Below are 14270 nucleotides of genomic sequence, written 5' to 3' on the forward strand. Positions count from 1 at the left end.
TGGCCTCAGCCAGGCCGGACCAGCCGCCCGCCGGACAGCTCCAGCAGCCGGTCCCGGTGGCGCTCGCGCAACGCGCGGTCATGGGTGACCATTACCACCGGACCGGTGAAGCCCTCCACCGCCTCCAGCAGCTGCTCGACCAGCACCAGGCTGAGGTGGTTGGTGGGCTCGTCGAGCAGCAGCAGATGCGGCTGCCGGGCGAAGAGCAGCGCCAGTTCGAGACGGCGCCACTGGCCCACGGACAGCCGGTTCGCCGGGGTGTCGAAGTCGGCGGGCCCGAACAGCCCGAACCGGGTCAACTCGGCCGCCGCGTCCTCGACATGGGCCGCGCGGCGAGCGGCGAAGGTGTCCAGCAGATTGCCGTGCTCGGCACTGAAGTCGCTGTCCTGCGGCAGATAGCCGATGTGCAGCCCCGGCGCGCGCTCCAGCACCCCCGCCTCGGGGGGCCGCTCGCCCGCCAGCACCGACAGGAGCGTCGACTTGCCCGAGCCGTTCGGACCGGTGATCACATACCGGGCGCCGGGCGCCAACTCCAGGTCCGCGTCCCGCAGCACCGCACCGGCGGCCAGGCCCTCGGCCCGCAACAGCACCCCGTCGGCCGCATCCGGAGCCTCGTCGGCCGGGCCCGCCTCCGGCGGGGGAGTGAAGGTCAACGGCTCCGGAGGACGCGGCACCTTCTCGTCCAGCAGCCGCCGAAGATGTTGCTGGGCGGAGCGGGCCGTACGGGCGACGGCCGCCTGGGCGGCGCTCCCGGCGGCGTTGTAGGACAGCTTGTCGTTGTCGCCCCGGCCCCCGAAGACGCGGCCGCTCGTACGGGCCCGGTGCAGCCGCCGCCGGGCCTCGGCCAGCTCCTGGCTCCAGTCGCGGTACCGCTGCCGCCAGCGCTCCTGTGCCGCGGCGCGTTCGTCGAGGTAGTCCCGGTAGCCGCCGCCGTAGCGCACGGTGGAGCCGCGGGGGCCGTCCAGGTCGACGATGGCGGTGACGGCGGTGTCCAGCAGCACCCGGTCGTGCGAGGCGATCAGGCACGGGCCCTGGTACCGGGCGAGCCACTGGACGAGCCAGTCCACCGCCCGGTCGTCGAGGTGGTTGGTCGGCTCGTCGAGCAGGAGACCGGCCGGTTCGGTGAGCACCAAAGAGGCCAGCGCCAGCCGGGCCCGCTCGCCGCCCGACAGGGTCCGGGTGTGCCGCCCGCGGTCCAGTCCGGCCAGGCCGAAGACGTCCAGCACCTCACCGACGCGGGCGCCGAGTTCCCAGCCGCCCCGGCGGCTGAACTCCTCCTGCAGACGGCCGTACTCCTCCAGCACCGCGTCGAGGTCGCCCTCGGCGGAGGCCATCCGCTCCTCGGCGTCCCGCATCCGCGCGGACAGCTCCCCGAACTCCGCGGTCGCCCGGCTGAGCACGTCCTCGATGGTGGCGTCGGCGGGGAAGTCCGGCCGCTGCGGCAGAAACCCCACCTGGCCCGTGACGGCGCGCACGACCTGGCCGCGCTGCGGTGTCAGCTCTCCGGCGAGCGCGCGCAGCAGCGTGGACTTCCCCCGGCCGTTCTCCCCGATCAGGCCCACCCGCTCGCCGTGGGAGACCTTGAGCGAGACATCGCGCAGCACCATGCGGTCCCCCAGCACGCAGTGGAGGTTCTCGGCGAGCAGGTGTGCGGAGCGGTGGTCGGCGGAGAGGACGTCCTGCCCGCCGGTCCGTGGTGTGGATGCGTCAGTCACCGGCGGGCGCCCCGGTCTCGCGCAGGCGGCCGTCCGACATCCGCAGCCAGCGGTTCACCCCGATCTCCTTGAGGAACCGCTCGTCGTGGCTGACCACGATGAACGCGCCCTCGTACGAGTTGAGCGCCCCCTCCAGCTGCTCGACGCTGTCGAGGTCGAGGTTGTTGGTCGGCTCGTCGAGCAGCAGGAGCTGTGGCGCGGGCTCGGCGCCCAGGACGCAGGCCAGGGTGGCCCGCAGCCGCTCACCACCCGACAGCGCCTCGACCGGGAGATGCGCCGCGGGGCCCCGGAAGAGGAAGCGGGCCAGCAGGTTCATCCGCTCCGCCTCGGGCTTCTGCGGCGCGTAGGAGGCCAGACACTCCGCGACGCTGCGGTCCAGCGGCAGCGTGTCCAGACGCTGGGAGAGATAGGCGACCCGTCCGTCCGCCCGCTTGAATTCCCTTGCTCTCGCGTCGAGTTCACCGTTGATGACGCGCAGCAGCGTGGACTTGCCGACGCCGTTGGGGCCGGTCAGCGCGATGCGCTCGGGCCCCCGGATCGAGAGGTCGACGCCTTCGCCCGCGAACAGCTCCCGTTCGCCGTAGCGGACGTGGAGGCCCTCGCCCAGGAAGACGGTGCGCCCTGCGGGGACCTTGGTGTCGGGTAGCTCCAGCGTGATCCTGCGGTCATCCCGCAGCGCCCGGCCAGCCTCGTCGAGCTTTGCCTTGGCGTCGGCGAGGCGCTGGCCGTGCATGTCGTTCGCCTTGCCCGCCGACTCCTGGGCGCGACGCTTGAGCGTACCGGCGGCCATCTTGGGGATGCTGCCCTTCTTGGCGGCCTTGGCGCCGACTCCGGCCCGGCGCGCGGCCCGCTCACGAGCCTGCTGCATCTCCCGCTTCTCCCGCTTGACCTGCTGTTCGGCGGTGCGGATGTTCTTCTCGGCGGTCTCCTGCTCGGCGCGCACGGCCTCTTCGTAGTCGGTGTAGTTGCCGCCGTACAACCGCATCTCGCCCGAGTCGAGTTCGGCGATCCGGTCCATGCGGTCGAGCAACTCCCGGTCGTGGCTGACCACCAGCAGACAGCCGGACCAGCTCTCCAGCACACTGTAGAGCTTGCGGCGGGCATCCAGGTCGAGGTTGTTGGTCGGCTCGTCCAGGAGCAGCACATCGGGCTGCTTGATCAGCTGGGCCGCGAGACCGAGGGAGATGACCTGGCCGCCGCTGAGGGCGTGCAGCCGCTGGGTCAGCGGGATGTCGCCGAGGCCTAAGCGGTCGAGCTGGATACGGCTGCGCTCCTCGATGTCCCAGTCGTTGCCGACCGTCGTGAAGTGCTCCTCGCCCACATCCCCGGACGCGATGGCGTCCAGCGCCTGGATGATGGGGGCGATGCCGAGCACCTCGGCCACCGTGAGGTCGAGGGTGAGGGGCAGGCTCTGGGGGAGATAGCCGAGCAGGCCCTTGACGGTCACGCCCCCGCGGTTCGGGCCGAGTTCGCCCGCGATCAGCCGGAGCAGGGTGGACTTCCCGGCGCCGTTCGGTGCGACCAGGCCCGTGCGGCCGTCACCCACGGACCAGGACAGGTCCTGGAACACCGGAGTGCCGTCGGGCCAGGAGAAGGAGAGATTCGAGCAGACGATAGCGGCTTCGGACATGAAGGGAGGCCTCGCAGGTGACGCGGGCGCACAAGGGTGGCCCGGAGGGTGCGGTGGTCAAGGCATGGGGGTACGACCACAGATGCCTGGTGCACATCTGTGTCCGCTGACATCCGGATCATCCGGAGATGTCGTCGTCACCCGCCACAACCACGGTTGCCTCTCCTTTGTCGCACATCACTCGCACTTCACCCTACCAGAGGTGGCCGTTGCCGCCCGGTGTTGAACACCGGGCCGGATATTGCCGCCGTCTCACGGGTGTCGTTAGCCTCACTCTCGCACATTCGACAAACACCGTTCTATGAAAGGGAGTAGTCGTATGCGGACCGCCGACAAGGAACTCCGGGTCAAGAAGACCTGGCACCGTCCCGATTTCGTTTCCTTCGACACAGCGCTGGAAGTCACCGCCTACTTCGCCCGCGACTGACGCACTGTCGCAGGAAAGGACGCAGCCATTTCGATGTCCGTGACGCATGAGGCCGGCGCCCCGTGGAGCGAGGCCGAATTCCGGAAGGCGCTCTACGCGCTGGAGTCGTCGTACTGGGACCGGCACCCGTTCCACCAGCGGATGCACGACGGGCTGCTGGACAAGGGCGAGCTGCGGCTGTGGGCGGCCAACCGCTGGTATTACCAGCGCTGCCTGCCGCAGAAGGACGCCGCGATCGTCGCCAACTGCCCGTTGCCCGAGGTGCGGCGCCAGTGGCTGTCCCGGATCGTCTACCACGACGGGACGGACTCCTCCTCGGGCGGTGCGGAGAAATGGCTCCGGCTGGCCGAAGCGGTCGGGCTCGGTGAGGACGAGGTGCTCTCCGAGCGCCTCGTCCTGCCGGGTGTGCGCTTCGCGGTGGACGCCTACGGGGACTTCGCCCGGCGCCGCCCCTGGCTGGAGGCGGCCGCGTCAGGGCTGACCGAGCTGTTCTCACCGGGCCTGCTCGCCCACCGGCTGGGCCGGCTGCGCGAGCACTACCCGTGGATCGCGGAAGAGGGCTTCCAGTACTTCACCGCGCGCATCGAGGTGGTGGGTCCCGAGGGCCGCTCGCTGCTGGACCTGGTGGCGCGGCACGCCGTCACCCGTGAGCAGCAGGAGGCCTGCGTGAAGGCGCTGGCCTTCAAGTGCGATGTGCTGAGCGCCGTCCTCGACGCGCTCGACTACCACTCGGGAAACGGAGGCACGCGCACATGACCGTCCTGCCACAGCCCACCGTGCCGCGGCTGCGGACCGGAGTCCGGCTGACCAGCGATCCGGTACGCGGCGAGCTGGCCCTCCTGCCCGAACGCGTCGTGGTGCTCAACGACACCGCGGCGGCGGTGCTCGCCCTCTGCGACGGCGCGTCCGACGTCGGCCGCATCGTCGAGCGCCTCGGCGAGGAGTACGAGGGCGTGAGCGCCGACGACGTCTCCGAGCTGCTGCTGCGGCTTGCGGAACGCCGGGTGGTGGACCTGGATGGCTGACGCGACCGCGCGTAACACGACCGCCCGTGACGCGAGCGCCCCTGACGCGACCGCCCGTGACGCGACCGTTCCGCCCCCGCTGGGGATGCTGATCGAACTGACCCACCGCTGCCCGCTGCACTGCCCCTACTGCTCCAACCCCCTGGAGCTGGTCCGCCGCTCCGAGGAGCTGACCCGCGAGCAGTGGTCGGACATCCTGGCCCAGGCCCGGGCGCTCGGCGTCGTACAGATGCACTTCTCCGGCGGTGAGCCGCTGGCCCGCCCGGATCTGCCGGAGCTGGTCGGCCGGGCCCGGCAGCTCGGCGCCTACGTCAACCTCGTCACCAGCGGCGTCGGACTGACCGCCGAGCGCGCGCGGGAGCTGGCGGAGCGAGGAGTCGACCACGTCCAGCTCTCCCTCCAGGACGCCGACCCCGCCGCCGGAGACCTGATCGCCGGGGCCCGGGTGCACGCCGCGAAGCTGAAGGCCGCGGAGGCGGTCGCCGCCACCGGACTGCCGCTCACCGTCAACGTCGTACTCCACCGCGCCAACATCGACCGGGCCGAACAGATCGTGGACCTCGCCGTCGGTATGGGCGCCGACCGGATCGAGCTGGCCAACACCCAGTACTACGGCTGGGGGCTGCGCAACCGCGCCGCACTGCTGCCCACCCCGGACCAGCTCGCCGCCGCGCGCCAAGCCGTCCGGTGCGCCCGGGACAAGCACGCGGGCGGCCCCGAACTCGTCTATGTGACCGCCGACTACTACGCCGACCGGCCCAAGCCGTGCATGGACGGCTGGGGCAGCACCCAGCTGACCGTCACCCCCACCGGGGACGTGCTGCCGTGCCCGGCGGCGTACGCCATCACCACGCTGCCGAGGGAGAACGCGCTGCGCCGCCCGCTGTCCGAGATCTGGTACGAGTCGGAGGCGTTCAACGCCTACCGCGGCACCGGCTGGATGCGCGAACCGTGCCGTACCTGCCCCGAGCGCCACACCGACCACGGCGGCTGCCGCTGCCAGGCGTTCCAGCTCACCGGCGACGCCGCGGCCACGGATCCGGTCTGTGGCCTCTCCCCGCACCGGCCACTGGTCGACGCGGCGCTTGAGGACGGCCTGCAGGCGGCCGACCTGGCGTTCGTCCCCCGGAAGCCGGTGGTCCCATGAGGGTGATCCTGCTCGGCACCGCCGCGGGCGGTGGATTCCCGCAGTGGAATTGCGCCTGCGCGCTGTGCGCCCGCTGTCACCGGGGCGAACTGCCCGCCCGTTCCCAGGAGTGCGCGGCCGTCAGCGGCAATGGCCGCGACTGGTGGCTGCTCAACGCCTCCCCGGACATCCGCACCCAGCTCCTCGCCACACCCGCCCTGGCGCCCGGCCCGGGTCCGCGGGACACCCCCCTGCGCGGCGTGCTGCTCACCGACGCCGAGGTCGATCACGCCCTGGGGCTGACCATCCTGCGCGGCGGCGCGGGCCTGACCGTGCACGCCGCGCCCCCGGTCATCGGCGCGCTCACCGCCGACCTGCCGCTGCGCGGCCTGCTGGACCGCTACGCGCCATGGGAGTGGCAGGACGGCACCGGCTTCGAGCTGGCGGGCGGGCTCACCGTCACCGCGCACCCCGTCAGCGCCAAGGCCCCCAAGTACGTGGGCGCTCCGGACCCCGGGGCCCCCTGGGTGAGCGCCTACCGTGTCGAGGACACGGCGACCGGCGGCGCCCTGGTCTACGCCCCCTGCCTGGCCACCTGGCCGGACGGGTTCGACGACCTGCTGGAATCGGCGTCCTGCGCCCTGCTGGACGGGACCTTCTTCAGCGCCGGCGAACTGGGCACGGCCGTCCGCTCCGGGGGCGCCGGTCAGTCCCTGATGGGCCATGTGCCCGTGGCCGGACCCGGCGGCAGCCTCACGGCCCTCGCCCGCCACCCGGGGCTGCGCCGTATCTACACCCACCTCAACAACACCAACCCCCTTCTCGATCCCTCCTCTTCCGCCAGCGCGGCGGTGCGACGAGGGGGCGTGGAGGTCATGGCGGACGGCAGCGAACTCATCCTGTGAGTCATGTATCCCATCGTGCGGGCATTCGCCCGGAGCGCCACGATGGGGTACTACGTCGCCGGTTATCGGTAATTGTCCGCCGTGGCATCGACCCATGTTTCCGGAACGCAGTTCCGTGCAATTCTCCCGCACCGCTGAACGCCCGACTCTGTGTACAGTGCAGCGGGTGCGCCAAGGGTGCCGAAATGTGGGGGAGATGAGTCGGTGAAACTCTTTCATCCGGAACAGCGCGGGTAGTGCTAGGGGAGTTCGCGGTGTCTCACCGGCGTCCCGCCAGGGCGCCGCCACAGGGACGCCACCCCCGCGCCGGTCTGAGGACTGGGTGCAGCCCCCGGGCTTGCGCGAGGAACGGACCTGGCTCTTCACCAGCTCAGCCGACCAGGCCATTTCACCCAGGCGACTCAGGATGAAAGAGGTTCAGTCACATGGCCGATCGCAGCGCACATCCCCTGGAATCCGAGCAAGAGGATTCCGACGTCCCGTCGAGGGCGGGGACTTTGACCCGGGCGATCCCCCAAGAGGCCGAGCCCGTGCCGATCTCGTCGCTCGTGCCCGGTCTCTCTCCGCGACTGCAAGGAGAAGACGCCGCGCATGTCGCCCGGCTGGCGGAAGTTGACGGTCCGCTTCCGCCGATCGTCGTGGAGCGGTCCACGATGCGGGTGATCGACGGCATGCACCGCCTCATGGCCGCCTGGACGAGGGGCCAGGAGACCATCGAGGTGCGCTTCTTCGACGGCACGGCCGAGGAGGCGTTCCTCCTCGCGGTCCGGTCCAACATGGCGCACGGCCTTCCGCTGTCCCGGGAGGACCGCCGGGCCGCGGCGGCGCGCATCCTCGTCTCGTCTCCGCATCTGTCGGACCGCACGGTCGCGCGCACCGCCGGTCTCAGCGCCAAGACCGTGGCGGGGCTGCGGTCCACCCTGACCGATGTGACACCGCATCCGAAGGCCCGTATCGGCAGGGACGGCAAGGTCCGGCCGTCGGACAGCGCGGAGGGCCGCAGGAGGGCCGCAGAACTGCTGACGGAACGCCCGCACGCCTCCCTGCGCGAGGTGGCGAGGACCGTCGGCATCTCACCGGCGACGGTCAGCGATGTCCGGAAACGGCTCGCCTCCGGCCGCCTCCCCGTACCGGACCGGGACGGGCACCCGCAGCAGTCGGCCACCGGCACGAAGAGCTGCGCCACATCGCTGGGCAGGACCGCCGAGGCCACCGTGAGCGCCATCAGGCCGATGCGGCCAACCGACATGTCGCCCATGGTCAAGTTGTTACGCGATCCGTCGCTCCGGCACAAGGAGAGCGGTCGCCGGTTGCTTCGTCTGCTGCAGCGCAGTGCCATGCAGCGGCAGGAGCTGCTGAAGCTGGCCGAGGCGGTGCCCCCGCACTGCACGGGTCTGGTGGCCGACCTGGCGAAAGAATACGCGGGCATGTGGGCGGAGTTCGCGCAGGAGGTCGGGGAAACCGGCTGAAGAAATTACAGATCGCTGGACGCGGCCCGGGTCCAGGACGCAGGATGCGAAGCGCTGAGGGTGGCTGCCCGTCGAACAGGCTATCGTCTGACTCGTCGCTCGGGGCAACCGCCGAATTCACATTCTCAGCGGTCCTCCAGCCATGCCCGGCAGATGTTCAACTGACGCGAGTGCGCGGTTGAACATGTGGCGAGGCCGATACCGGCCCCGCCGCGCCGGCGGTCAGGACGAGACCGCTGACGGGGGAAGGAGAAGGCCCATCATGGCTGTCCAGTGGCTGGCGGGGTTCAGAAGCGCGGTCATCAGCCCCTACGAGCAGCTCCGGTTCGACGAGCCTCGGGTTTTCCGCGATCAGACGGTGCGCCAGATACTGCATATGGCCGGTGGCGGTGAGCAGGTGCGGGTGTGGCTCTCCAATCGGTACGGCCACGCCCCCCTGGCCGTGGCCGACGCCCGGGTCGCCGTGCGCGGCGGCGCCGACCGGATCGAGACGGCCACCGATACCGCGCTGCGTTTCGACGGTTCGACGTGGGTGACGGTGCCCGTGGGCGAGGAGATCGTCAGCGATCCGGTCGCACTGCCGGTGAGGGCAGGCACCGACCTGGTGCTCAGCCTCTACCTCCCGGAGGACACCGGACCGGCCACCTACTCCCACACGAGCGTCGAGACGGCCTATGTCGCGGCCGGGGACCGCGCCGGTGCGGCGAGCCTTCCCGGTGCCGAGCAGGTCCGGGCCGGGTTCTACGTGACCGGGGTCGATGTGCTCGCGGAGCGGGACACACCGGTCACCGTCGCGTTCGGCGACTCCTGGTTCGAGGGCGTCGGCACCACCCTCGGCGCCAACCGGCGCTCCGTCGACGCGCTCAACCGCAGGCTGCGGCACGGCTGGGTGGTCAACCAGGGCATAGGGGGGAACCGGCTGTTAGCCGACGAGATAGGCGAACACGCCTTAGCGCGCTTCGAGCGCGACGTGCTGTCGTGCGGGAACGCCCGGCACGTCCTGGTGCACTTCGGCCTGAACGACCTCGGGCTGCCCGGCATGCTCGGCCTGCCCCCGGTCACGGCCGATGAACTGGTGGCCGGATTCACCGAGTTGGCCGCGCGGGCGCACGACGCCGGTCTCACGATCCACGCCGCGACCCTGGGCCCCTTCGCCGGGGCCGTCCCCCCGAACAACATCACGCCCGAGGGCATCGCCGTACGGCGTGAGGTGAACGACTGGATCCGCGACAGCGGCACCTTCGACACGGTCTTCGACGTCGCCCAAGCCGTGGCGGACCCCGTCCGCCCGGACCATCTGCGCCCCGCGTTCGACAGCGGGGACGGCATGCACCTCAACGACGACGGGGCGCTGGCCATGGCCGCGACGGTCGATCTCGGCGCGCTCGGATCCTGACGCCCGCGATCCGCCCGCCCGGCGGCGGGTCACCCTCGCGCTGGTCATCGTCGCCAGCGCGTGGTCATCCCCCGGAGGCAAGGCCGACCGTGCGTCGGCGGAGCCCGTCTCGGCGACGGCTGCTACGCCGTCGTGCTCATCTCGGCATCTCGGTGGCCGTCCCGTTCAGCGACCCCGGCCCGTGCGCGGTTCCGTTCACCGGGCCGGTGGCCCGGGCGGGGCGCTCCAGGATGCCGCGGTCGGCGGGGGCGTCCGCGGCGGTGGCGCCGGGCGGCGGGCCGGAGGCCTCGGTGCCGCTGGGGGAGCCGCCCTGACCGGTGCCACCGTGGGCCGTCCCGGCGTGGCTGCTGCCGTTGGCGGAAGAGGCGGAACCGTTGATCTTGTCGATCGCCTGCCGGGCCTGTTCGCCCGGGGACCGGGTCGTGGGCTGCGCCGAGGGCGACGGCGGGGGCGCGGGCTGGTTCCGCTCCAGCTGGGGCTTGGCATGGGCGGCGGCGCTCATGGCCTGGGTGCGCAGCCGGTGACTGACCGCCTCGTCCAGGCTCACCGGCCGGTGCATCTGGGCGGCCAGCCGCCCGGCCTCCTGGCCCAGCGCGGAGACCACGTCCCACGGCAGGTGGAGCACCAGACGGACTTCGGCGTCCCCGTCCGGGAGGGCTTGGATGGGAGGCGTGAACCGTTCGCTCATGAGCTGGTCCTCCGTAGGTTCGGTCCGCGCCCCGCATACCAGGGCGCATACAGAGCCATACGGAGAACCGCCGCGCCCCGTTCACCGTGAGCCGCAGGGATCGGGGCGCGCCACGTCACGCGCGCAGCAGGATGAGGACCGTCGCCAGGATCGCCGCGAGGACGAGCGCTGCCACACCATAGCCGAGCCGCTGCGACCGCAACCCCGGAATGAGCCCGTCGATCGCGATACGGCCCGACCCGCTCAACGCCAGCCCGGCCGCGCACACGCCGATGAGCAGCGGGAACTCAAAACCGCCGAACAGACCGAGCTTCCAGGTGGCGGCGACGGCATTGGCCATGGTGCCCGCCACGGCGGCTCCGGCCAGCGGCGTGAGCAGCCCCACGGCGAGCCCCAGCCCGCCCAGGGTCTCGGTGAGCCCCGCGCAGATGGCCATCGCCCGGGGCGCCGGATAGCCGAGGTGGGCGAATTCCACGGCGGTCCGGGAGATCCCGAGCCCGTCCCACCAGCCGAACAGATGCTGCGCCCCCCGCGCGGCGACGATCAGCCCGACCCCGAGCCGCACCACCAGCAGGCCGACGTCATGGGCGCGCAGCACGCCCGGCGCGCTCCTGGGCGAGGCATGGGCGGGCGTGCCCATCGCGGGAGTGCTGTCATCGCCGTAGTACGCCATGGCGCCCTCGTCGGTCGGGGTTCGGTGTGCGGCCACCGAGCCGGAGAAGGGATATGTGCCTTATGTTCACTTTGTCGCAACCAGGCCCTGGGTTCAATCCGTACGCCCCTCGCAGGCGCGGAGGCCGCGCCGCGCCCCGGCGGCGAGCGCCAGGGCGGCGGCCAGACAGCCCAGGCCGACCGTGGTCAGGGACGTCCCGGTGGCCGGAGCGCACAGGGCCACACCGAGGCCCGCCGCGGCAGTGATCGCCGTCTTGGTCACGCCGGACGCCTCGCCCGCCCGCTCCGGGCCCGCGGCCGCCTGGGTGGCGATGAGGGTCAGGGCGCCCGCCACCCCGAGGGCCGCCCCGCAGCCCGTGGCCACCAGCACATAGCCCGGCAGCGAGGCCGCCAGCGGCGCCGCGCACAGCCCCGCCCCGCCCAGGGCCAGACACCCCGCCATCGCCCCGACCGCCCGCGCCGGAGCGATCCGCCCGGCCAGCGGTCCGGCCACGGACATGGCCGCCGCCGGGGCGAGGAAGGCCGCCACGGCGGCGCCCGCCGAAAGCCGCCACGGCCCCTGGAGCGACGTCGGCACCACGAAGAGGAAGACCACGGTCGCGGCATTGGCCACCGCACCGGCCGCGGTGAGCGCCACGAAGGGCCGGTCGCGCAGCAGAGCCGGGCTCACCAGGGGATTCGGCGCCGCCCGTTCGCGCCGTACGAAGACCACGGACAGGGCGGCGGCCAGGGCCAGAGCGGCGGCCGTACGCCCCGACGCCCAGCCCCACACCGGCCCGCGGTCGGTGCACACCGCCAGCGCGGCCAGCGCCGTGACCGCCGCGACCAGGCCCTTTCCGTCCACCGGGCGCGCCGCGCGCCGGTCCCGGGGCTCCGCCGCGCGGGCCGCGCACCCCGCCGCGAGCGCGGCGACCGGCACATTGAGCCAGAACACCGCACGCCACGACGCGGCCTCGGTCAGCACCCCGCCCGCGAACGGCCCGCACGCCGTCGCGACGCCCCCGGCGCCCATCGCCCACCCCAGGGCCCGGCCGCGCAGCGCGGGCGGATAGACGTGCGTCAGCAGCGCCAGCCCCACCGGCACGGCCAGCGCGGCGCCCGCTCCCTGGACGACCCGGGCGCCCACCAGCACCGGCAGCGAGGGTGCCAGCGCACACACCAGCGACGCGCCCCCGAACACCGCGAGGCCCGCCGTCAGCAGCGCGCGCCGTCCCAGCACATCGCCCAGCCGCCCGGCGCCCAGCATCAGCGAGGCCGCCGCCAGCAGATAGCCGCTGACCACCCACGGCAGCCCGCCCTCGGCCCCGAGGTCGCGGCCGATCCGGGGCAGCGCCGGATTCAGCGCGAAGGCGTCCAGCTGGACGCAGAACATGGTCAGCGACACGGCGGCCAGCGCCGCGCGCCGTACGGAAACAGCGCTCCGTACCGTCATCAGTCACTCCTCATCAGCACCACGGAGGGGGACAGGCGGGGGCTGATGAGAGAAGAGAGAGCGCCACGAACGGCGGGGAAAACGGGGCGAACGGGAACGGCGCCTTCGGGCGCCCTCAGCGGCGGGGCGGCAGCCGGTGCAGCTCCACGGCGGTCAGCCGTCCGGCTTCGACCGCGGCCGTCATGAACGTACAGTACGGCTGGCGGCGCCGGTCGGTGGGGGAGCCCGGGTTGAGCAGCCGCAGCCGTCCGTCGGCCGATGTGGTGTCCCACGGGATGTGGCTGTGGCCGAACACCAGCACATCCAGCTCCGGGAACCGGTGGGCGCAGCGCCGCTCACGCCCCTGCGCGGCGCCCGTCTCGTGCACCACCCCGAAGCGCAGCCCGCCCAGCTCCGCGTACGCCACCTCCGGCAGCCGCGACCGCAGCTCGGGCCCGTCGTTGTTGCCGTACACGCCGATCAGCCGGGACGAGCGTGCCTCCAGCAGATCGAGGGTGGCGGTGTCGACCCAGTCGCCCGCGTGGATGACCACATCGGCGCGCGCCACCTGGGCCAGCAGCTCGCTCGGCAGCTCCTTGGCCCGTCGCGGCAGATGGGTGTCGGACATCAGCAGAAGACGCACGCGGCGACCGTACCGTGTGAACCGTCAGCCATGGATCACCGCACAGGGAGAGATTGTGACCGAGCGCCCGCCGCTTCCGCCGTTCACCCGGGACACCGCCCTCCAGAAGGTCCGTCAGGCGGAGGACGCCTGGAATTCCCGCGACCCCGAAAAGGTGGCCCTCGCCTACTCCGTCGACTCCCGCTGGCGCAACCGCACGGAATTCCCGCACGGCCGTCCGGAGATCGTCGACTTTCTGACCCGGAAGTGGGCGAAAGAGCTGGACTACCGGCTCATCAAGGAGCTGTGGGTCCACGAGGGCGATCGCATCGCGGTGCGGTTCGCCTACGAATGCCATGACGCGTCCGGCAACTGGTTCCGGTCCTTCGGCAATGAGAACTGGCAGTTCGGCGCCGACGGTCTGATGACGCGCCGCCACGCGTCCATCAACGATCTGCCCATCGCGGAGGCGGACCGGAAGTTCTTCTGGCCGCTCGGCCGCCGCCCGGACGACCACCCGGGCCTGAGCGATCTGGGGTTGTGATCCGCCGGTCGCAGAAATAATGTGCCAAGCGGACGATCGGAGGAAGGTGGCGGCGTGATGGCGAAGGCGGGGGAGACGGCGCGGGACCGGTATCCGCGGCCCGTGGTGTCGGCCGCGGAGGCGGAGTGGATCTGGCGGCTGCTGTCGGTGCAGGCCCTGGAGAACGGCGCGAAGCCGGAGACGGTACGGCTCGCGGTGATCGTGGGGCTGGCCCGGGCCAGCGGCGCGCGCTACGGCGGACTGCTGCGCTGCACCATGGCCTCCCTCGACCTGGACGCGGGCTGGGTGACCATCGAACACGGCAAGCACCGGATCCCGCGCCGGCACGGTCTGGACGCCGGGACGATCCTGGTCCTGCGCCGCTGGCTGCTGGTGCGCAAGCAGTTGTGCACCGAGCTGGAGGGCTCCATCCCGGACGCGCTGCTGCTCACCGTGCACCACACTCATGACCACGGGGTGACCGTCGCCGCCGGGCTGCCCATCACCCGGCAGGGGCTGGTGCTCTCGTGGCGCCGCTTCGTCCACCGTACGAACGCCCGGTACGCCGCGCGCCGCCCTCCGCTGCCGACCCGCTTCGAACAGGTCCGCCGGGTCTGGGACACCTGAAGCCGGTGGGGGCCGGGCCCGGACCGGCGCCCCG

15 protein-coding genes are annotated in these 14270 nt (G+C 72.2%); 9 read left to right on the forward strand and 6 right to left on the reverse strand.

Going from position 1 to position 14270, the window contains the following annotated elements; translation table 11 throughout:
• Window positions 1–5: 5 nt before the first annotated feature.
• Both ACZ6CL_RS33945 and ACZ6CL_RS33950 read right to left on the reverse strand, forming a co-directional pair.
• On the reverse strand, window positions 6–1715 hold the full coding sequence (locus ACZ6CL_RS33945; protein ID WP_468943018.1) for an ABC-F family ATP-binding cassette domain-containing protein: 1710 nt from the start codon (window positions 1713–1715) through the stop codon (window positions 6–8).
• Window positions 1708–3345: an ABC-F family ATP-binding cassette domain-containing protein gene (locus tag ACZ6CL_RS33950; protein ID WP_468943020.1), complete on the reverse strand. Its 1638-nt coding sequence runs from the start codon at window positions 3343–3345 to the stop codon at window positions 1708–1710. Before ACZ6CL_RS33950 ends, ACZ6CL_RS33945 begins: the two co-directional genes overlap by 8 nt.
• Window positions 3346–3664: 319 nt before the next feature.
• On the opposite strand from ACZ6CL_RS33950, the gene pqqA reads away from it, so the two are divergent.
• The 7 genes from pqqA to ACZ6CL_RS33985 all read left to right on the forward strand — a co-directional run bounded on the left by pqqA (window position 3665) and on the right by ACZ6CL_RS33985 (window position 9693).
• Window positions 3665–3772, forward strand: coding sequence for a pyrroloquinoline quinone precursor peptide PqqA (pqqA, locus tag ACZ6CL_RS33955; RefSeq protein ID WP_385439205.1), 108 nt, complete (start codon window positions 3665–3667; stop codon window positions 3770–3772).
• A 33-nt stretch (window positions 3773–3805) separates the two neighbouring features.
• Window positions 3806–4528 carry a pyrroloquinoline-quinone synthase PqqC gene (gene pqqC / locus ACZ6CL_RS33960; RefSeq protein WP_468943024.1) on the forward strand — a complete coding sequence of 241 codons (723 nt, stop codon included), beginning with the start codon at window positions 3806–3808 and terminating at the stop codon, window positions 4526–4528.
• Complete coding sequence (pqqD, locus tag ACZ6CL_RS33965; RefSeq protein ID WP_468943027.1) at window positions 4525–4797, forward strand: pyrroloquinoline quinone biosynthesis peptide chaperone PqqD; 273 nt, start codon at window positions 4525–4527, stop codon at window positions 4795–4797. Before pqqC ends, pqqD begins: the two co-directional genes overlap by 4 nt.
• Window positions 4790–5944 carry a pyrroloquinoline quinone biosynthesis protein PqqE gene (gene pqqE, locus ACZ6CL_RS33970; RefSeq protein ID WP_468943030.1) on the forward strand — a complete coding sequence of 385 codons (1155 nt, stop codon included), beginning with the start codon at window positions 4790–4792 and terminating at the stop codon, window positions 5942–5944. Before pqqD ends, pqqE begins: the two co-directional genes overlap by 8 nt.
• Complete coding sequence (pqqB, locus tag ACZ6CL_RS33975) at window positions 5941–6828, forward strand: pyrroloquinoline quinone biosynthesis protein PqqB (protein ID WP_468943032.1); 888 nt, start codon at window positions 5941–5943, stop codon at window positions 6826–6828. The genes pqqE and pqqB overlap by 4 nt, the downstream gene beginning before the upstream one ends.
• A 530-nt stretch (window positions 6829–7358) precedes the next feature.
• The gene (locus tag ACZ6CL_RS33980) at window positions 7359–8297 is read left to right on the forward strand and encodes a ParB and winged helix-turn-helix domain-containing protein (RefSeq protein WP_468943034.1); all 939 of its coding nucleotides are present in this window, start codon (window positions 7359–7361) and stop codon (window positions 8295–8297) included.
• 262 nt (window positions 8298–8559) lie between these two features.
• Window positions 8560–9693, forward strand: a complete 1134-nt coding sequence (locus ACZ6CL_RS33985; RefSeq protein ID WP_468943037.1) for a GDSL-type esterase/lipase family protein — start codon at window positions 8560–8562, stop codon at window positions 9691–9693.
• Window positions 9694–9829: 136 nt separating this feature from the next.
• Here ACZ6CL_RS33985 and ACZ6CL_RS33990 read toward each other — a convergent pair whose 3' ends face one another.
• The 4 genes from ACZ6CL_RS33990 to ACZ6CL_RS34005 form a co-directional block, all read right to left on the reverse strand.
• Window positions 9830–10381, reverse strand: coding sequence for a hypothetical protein (locus ACZ6CL_RS33990; protein WP_468943040.1), 552 nt, complete (start codon window positions 10379–10381; stop codon window positions 9830–9832).
• Window positions 10382–10496: 115 nt separating this feature from the next.
• Complete coding sequence (locus ACZ6CL_RS33995) at window positions 10497–11054, reverse strand: DoxX family protein (protein WP_468943105.1); 558 nt, start codon at window positions 11052–11054, stop codon at window positions 10497–10499.
• A gap of 93 nt (window positions 11055–11147) precedes the next feature.
• Complete coding sequence (locus tag ACZ6CL_RS34000) at window positions 11148–12485, reverse strand: MFS transporter (RefSeq protein ID WP_468943041.1); 1338 nt, start codon at window positions 12483–12485, stop codon at window positions 11148–11150.
• Between the two features lie 115 nt (window positions 12486–12600).
• Window positions 12601–13107 (reverse strand): metallophosphoesterase family protein, encoded by a 507-nt coding sequence (locus ACZ6CL_RS34005; RefSeq protein ID WP_468943044.1) that lies wholly within the window; start codon window positions 13105–13107, stop codon window positions 12601–12603.
• Window positions 13108–13162: 55 nt separating this feature from the next.
• Between ACZ6CL_RS34005 and ACZ6CL_RS34010 the strand changes: the two genes are divergently transcribed.
• Both ACZ6CL_RS34010 and ACZ6CL_RS34015 read left to right on the forward strand, forming a co-directional pair.
• On the forward strand, window positions 13163–13630 hold the full coding sequence (locus ACZ6CL_RS34010) for a nuclear transport factor 2 family protein (RefSeq protein WP_468943047.1): 468 nt from the start codon (window positions 13163–13165) through the stop codon (window positions 13628–13630).
• A gap of 57 nt (window positions 13631–13687) precedes the next feature.
• Window positions 13688–14236, forward strand: coding sequence for a tyrosine-type recombinase/integrase (locus ACZ6CL_RS34015; RefSeq protein ID WP_468943049.1), 549 nt, complete (start codon window positions 13688–13690; stop codon window positions 14234–14236).
• Window positions 14237–14270 lie beyond the last annotated feature (34 nt).

This window comes from Streptomyces sp. NPDC041200 (assembly GCF_055591805.1).

What these genes read in the sequence shown, in the direction of transcription:
- ACZ6CL_RS33950 (WP_468943020.1), bottom strand. Translation starts at nt 3,345, where the DNA reads ATGTCCGAAGCCGCTATCGTCTGCTCGAATCTCTCCTTCTCCTGGCCC.
- pqqA (WP_385439205.1), top strand. Translation starts at nt 3,665, where the DNA reads ATGCGGACCGCCGACAAGGAACTCCGGGTCAAGAAGACCTGGCACCGT.
- pqqC (WP_468943024.1), top strand. Translation starts at nt 3,806, where the DNA reads ATGTCCGTGACGCATGAGGCCGGCGCCCCGTGGAGCGAGGCCGAATTC.
- pqqD (WP_468943027.1), top strand. Translation starts at nt 4,525, where the DNA reads ATGACCGTCCTGCCACAGCCCACCGTGCCGCGGCTGCGGACCGGAGTC.
- pqqE (WP_468943030.1), top strand. Translation starts at nt 4,790, where the DNA reads ATGGCTGACGCGACCGCGCGTAACACGACCGCCCGTGACGCGAGCGCC.
- pqqB (WP_468943032.1), top strand. Translation starts at nt 5,941, where the DNA reads ATGAGGGTGATCCTGCTCGGCACCGCCGCGGGCGGTGGATTCCCGCAG.
- ACZ6CL_RS33985 (WP_468943037.1), top strand. Translation starts at nt 8,560, where the DNA reads ATGGCTGTCCAGTGGCTGGCGGGGTTCAGAAGCGCGGTCATCAGCCCC.
- ACZ6CL_RS33990 (WP_468943040.1), bottom strand. Translation starts at nt 10,381, where the DNA reads ATGAGCGAACGGTTCACGCCTCCCATCCAAGCCCTCCCGGACGGGGAC.
- ACZ6CL_RS33995 (WP_468943105.1), bottom strand. Translation starts at nt 11,054, where the DNA reads ATGGCGTACTACGGCGATGACAGCACTCCCGCGATGGGCACGCCCGCC.
- ACZ6CL_RS34000 (WP_468943041.1), bottom strand. Translation starts at nt 12,485, where the DNA reads ATGACGGTACGGAGCGCTGTTTCCGTACGGCGCGCGGCGCTGGCCGCC.
- ACZ6CL_RS34015 (WP_468943049.1), top strand. Translation starts at nt 13,688, where the DNA reads ATGGCGAAGGCGGGGGAGACGGCGCGGGACCGGTATCCGCGGCCCGTG.